This is a genomic window from Anaeromyxobacter sp. PSR-1 (genome assembly GCF_000964525.1).
Classification (GTDB): Bacteria; Myxococcota; Myxococcia; order Myxococcales; family Anaeromyxobacteraceae; genus Anaeromyxobacter.
Genome location: NZ_BAZG01000288.1, coordinates 1 through 3,378, shown reverse-complemented (window position 1 = coordinate 3,378; position 3,378 = coordinate 1). Strand labels below are relative to the sequence as shown.

The following is a 3,378-nucleotide window of genomic DNA, read 5'->3' as shown; positions in this document are numbered from 1 at the left end:
CGCGCGCCGCCCCGCCCCCGCCCGCGCCCGCGCCGGGCGCGTTCACCGCGCCCCTGGCGCCCGGCCTCTCGCTCGAGCTCGAGGATCACCCCGGGCCCGAGGAGGTGGAGGCCGCGCGGGCGGCGCTGCTCGGCGCCATCCCGCAGGAGGGGCTGGGCACGCTCACGCCCGTGCCGATGGCCGAGCCCTCGCCGTTCACCGACCGTGAGCGCGCCATCCTGGCCGCGCTGGAGCGCCTCGCCGCCGGCGCGCCCGCCGAGCCGGAGATCGTGAAGCCCGCGCAGGCGATGGCGGCGCTGTTCCGCGCGCTCCTGAAGCGCGGCCTGCTCACCGAGCGCGACCTGCTGGACGAGCTGATCCGGCGCTGACGGCGCCTGCGCGCCGCGCGCCCTCAGTTCAGCGAGCCCGGCACCACCAGCGGGAACGGCGCGATGGTCGCGTCGAACGACCGCCCGTCGTCGCGCACCATCCGGTAGGTGCCGCGCATCGAGCCGTGCGGCGTCTTCAGCACGCAGAAGCTGGTGTACTCGAAGTGCTCGCCGGGCTCGAGGTGGGGCTGCTGGCCGACCACGCCGTCGCCCACCACCTCCTCGCGCTCGCCGTTCGCGTCCACGATGATCCAGTGGCGCGACACGAGCTGCGCCGGGACCTCGCCCCGGTTCGCGACCCGCACCGAGTACGAGAACAGGAACCTCCCCGGCTCGGACCGCTCGGGCCGGAAGGTGCTGCGCACGGTGACCTCGATGCCCTCGGTGACGGCGGTGGACACGCCCACCCCTTATAACCGGGGCGCGCCGTCGCGCCAGGGTGGCCCAACGTGGATCTCGCCGCGCTCCTCTCGCAGGCCCCGCCGCACCCCCGCCGCGTGGTGTGCCTCACCGAGGAGACCACCGAGACGCTCTACCGCATCGGCGCGGGGGACCTGGTGGTGGGCGTCTCGGGGTTCACCGTCCGTCCACCCGAGGCCCGCCGCAAGCCGCGGGTGAGCGCGTTCCTCTCCGCCGACGGCGACGCGATCGCGGCGCTCCGGCCGGACCTGGTGGTCGGCTTCTCCGACCTGCAGGCCGACGTGGCGCGCGACCTGGTGCGGCGCGGGATCCCGGTGCTCGTCACGAACCAGCGCTCGGTGGCGGAGATCCTCCAGACGCTCCGGCTGGTCACCGCGGCGGTGGGCCGCGCCGAGGCGGGGGAGGCGCTCGCGGCCGAGCTGGAGGGCGGCCTGGCGCGCGTCGCCGAGGCGGCGGCCGCGCTGCCCCGCCGCCCGCGCGTGTTCTTCGAGGAGTGGCCCGACCCGCTCATCGCCGGGATCCGCTGGGTCTCGGAGCTCCTGGAGCTGGCGGGCGCCGAGGACGTGTGCGCGGAGACCCGCGCCTCGCACGCGGCGAAGGGCCGGATCGTCGCCCCCGAGGAGGTGGCGCGGCGCGCGCCGGAGGCGGTGGTGGCGAGCTGGTGCGGGAAGAAGGCCCGGCGCGAGGTGATCCGGGCGCGGCCGGGGTGGGCCGGCGTCCCGGCGGTGCGCGACGACCAGCTCTACGAGCTGCGGAGCGCGATCATCCTCCAGCCCGGCCCGGCGGCCCTGACCGACGGGGTGCGCGCGCTCGCCGGCATCGTGGCGGCGGTGGCGCGCGGCGACCGGCTGCCCGCCCGCCGGGAGGGGGAGCTGCGGGGTCCGCCCGCGGGCTAACATGGACGCCATGGCGACCGCGGGGCTCGAGGCGAAGCTGGAGCGCATCCTGGCCGAGGTGCGGGAGGCGCGCGGGAAGGTGGTGGCGCTCACCGGCGCCGGCATCTCCGCGGAGAGCGGCATCCCGACCTTCCGCGGCGCGGAGGGCTACTGGGTGGTCGGCTCCCGCAACTACATGCCGCAGGAGATGGCCACGCGGGAGATGTTCGAGGCCGCGCCGGAGGAGGTGTGGCGCTGGTACCTGTACCGGTTCGGCGTGTGCCGCGACGCCCGGCCGAACGCGGGGCACGAGGCGCTGGTGCGGCTCGAGGCCGCGCTCGGCGAGCGGTTCACGCTCGTCACCCAGAACATCGACGGCCTCCACCGCCGCGCCGGCTCGCGCCGCGTCTTCTGCATCCACGGGGACGCCGCCTACGTCCGCTGCGCGGCGGAGTGCGGCGTCGGGCTGCTCGACCTGCCGGCGATGGCGCCGCGCCGCAAGGACGACCCCTTCACCGAGCGCGAGCGCAGCCAGCTCTCCTGCCCGGCCTGCGGCGGCTGGCTGCGGCCGCACGTGCTCTGGTTCGACGAGTACTACGACGAGGCGAACTACCGGATGGACAGCGCCGTCCGCGCCGCCGAGGCGGCGGACCTGCTGCTCGTGGTCGGCACGAGCGGCGCCACCAACCTGCCCATGCAGATCGGCCGCATCGCCTTCCACCGCGGCGCGGCGCTGGTGGACGTGAACCCCGAGGAGAACCCGTTCGCCGAGCTGGCGGCGCGGTCCGAGCGCGGCTTCTTCGCGCGCGGCAGCGCCTGCGCGCGGCTCCCCGGGATCGTGGCGGCGCTCGGGGCCGGGTAGCGGGCGCGACGGTCAGCGCGCCGCGCGCAGCGCCTCGAGCGTGCGGAGCCACGCCGCCGACAGCCCGGCCGCGCGCGCGCCGCGGATCACCGCGTCGAGGTAGGCGGGGGAGGGCGGCGCGTCCTGGGGCAGCCGGCGATCCGGCGCGGCGCGGAACGCGATCGCGCGGACCTCGGTCCCGTCCGCGAGCCGCAGCGTCACCTCCTGCGGCGCGTACAGGCCCGAGATGACGCCCTCCTTGTGCTCGACCATCCCGCGCGCCGCGCCCGGCAGCGCGAGCGCCAGCCCCTCCACCGTCTCGCCCTCCGCCTCGGCCAGGCTCGCCACCGCGCCGCCCCAGAAGCGCGACACGACGTCGAACGCGAGGCGGAAGCCGGGGAGCGCCGCGGGCCGGCCCTGGCCGAGGTCGGGGGGCGCGTAGCCGTGATCGCGCGCCCAGGCGGCGAACGCCTCGGGATCGAGCGAGGAGCCGTACACGAACCAGGTGAAGGGCTGCGCGGCGCTGGCCTCGTGCGCCTTGCCGACGACGGGGAGGGACATGGGACTCCCGTGTAACGGGCCCGGCGCGGCTCGTCAGCGGCCGCCGGGGGCGCGCGCCGGGACCGCCGCCGAGACCGCCACCTCCAGCCGCCGCACCTCGCCGGCCGCGAGCCGCACCTCGGCCTCGCCGCGCCGACCGTCGGCGGCGCGCACCGCGACGCGCAGCGGTCCGGCGGGCAGGTCGCCCAGCTCGAACCGGTCGCCGGCGAAGCGGTGCACCTCGAGCGTGCGCCAGCCCTCCGGCCCCGGCTGCGAGGCGACCTCCAGCGCGAACCCCTTCACCGGCGCCCCGACGCCGCGGACCACGCCCTCC

General features: G+C 77.3%; 4 protein-coding genes and 2 pseudogenes. 3 read left to right on the top strand and 3 right to left on the bottom strand.

The genetic code is table 11. From position 1 onward, the window contains the following. Positions 1–368: pseudogene (locus PSR1_RS22480) on the top strand (hypothetical protein); the annotation flags it as partial. Between the two features lie 23 nt (positions 369–391). Here the strand turns inward: PSR1_RS22480 and apaG are convergent. Then, a complete protein-coding gene (gene apaG, locus PSR1_RS22475) occupies positions 392–769 on the bottom strand; it encodes a Co2+/Mg2+ efflux protein ApaG (protein WP_059439542.1) in 378 nt (125 codons plus the stop codon). Positions 770–817: 48 nt separating this feature from the next. Between apaG and PSR1_RS22470 the strand changes: the two genes are divergently transcribed. Together PSR1_RS22470 and PSR1_RS22465 are read left to right on the top strand one after the other, a co-directional pair. Next, positions 818–1,684 (top strand): helical backbone metal receptor, encoded by an 867-nt coding sequence (locus tag PSR1_RS22470; protein WP_059439541.1) that lies wholly within the window; start codon positions 818–820, stop codon positions 1,682–1,684. Between the two features lie 10 nt (positions 1,685–1,694). Then, a complete protein-coding gene (locus PSR1_RS22465; RefSeq protein WP_237758205.1) occupies positions 1,695–2,525 on the top strand; it encodes a Sir2 family NAD-dependent protein deacetylase in 831 nt (276 codons plus the stop codon). Positions 2,526–2,537: 12 nt separating this feature from the next. Here the strand turns inward: PSR1_RS22465 and PSR1_RS22460 are convergent, their stop codons facing one another. Both PSR1_RS22460 and PSR1_RS22455 read right to left on the bottom strand, forming a co-directional pair. Beyond that, complete coding sequence (locus PSR1_RS22460) at positions 2,538–3,065, bottom strand: gamma-glutamylcyclotransferase family protein (RefSeq protein WP_059439539.1); 528 nt, start codon at positions 3,063–3,065, stop codon at positions 2,538–2,540. 33 nt (positions 3,066–3,098) lie between these two features. Beyond that, positions 3,099–3,378: pseudogene (locus PSR1_RS22455) on the bottom strand (carboxypeptidase regulatory-like domain-containing protein); the annotation flags it as partial.

Coding starts and splice junctions, on each gene's coding strand:
- PSR1_RS22465 (WP_237758205.1), top strand. CDS start 1,695: ATGGCGACCGCGGGGCTCGAGGCGAAGCTGGAGCGCATCCTGGCCGAG.
- PSR1_RS22460 (WP_059439539.1), bottom strand. CDS start 3,065: ATGTCCCTCCCCGTCGTCGGCAAGGCGCACGAGGCCAGCGCCGCGCAG.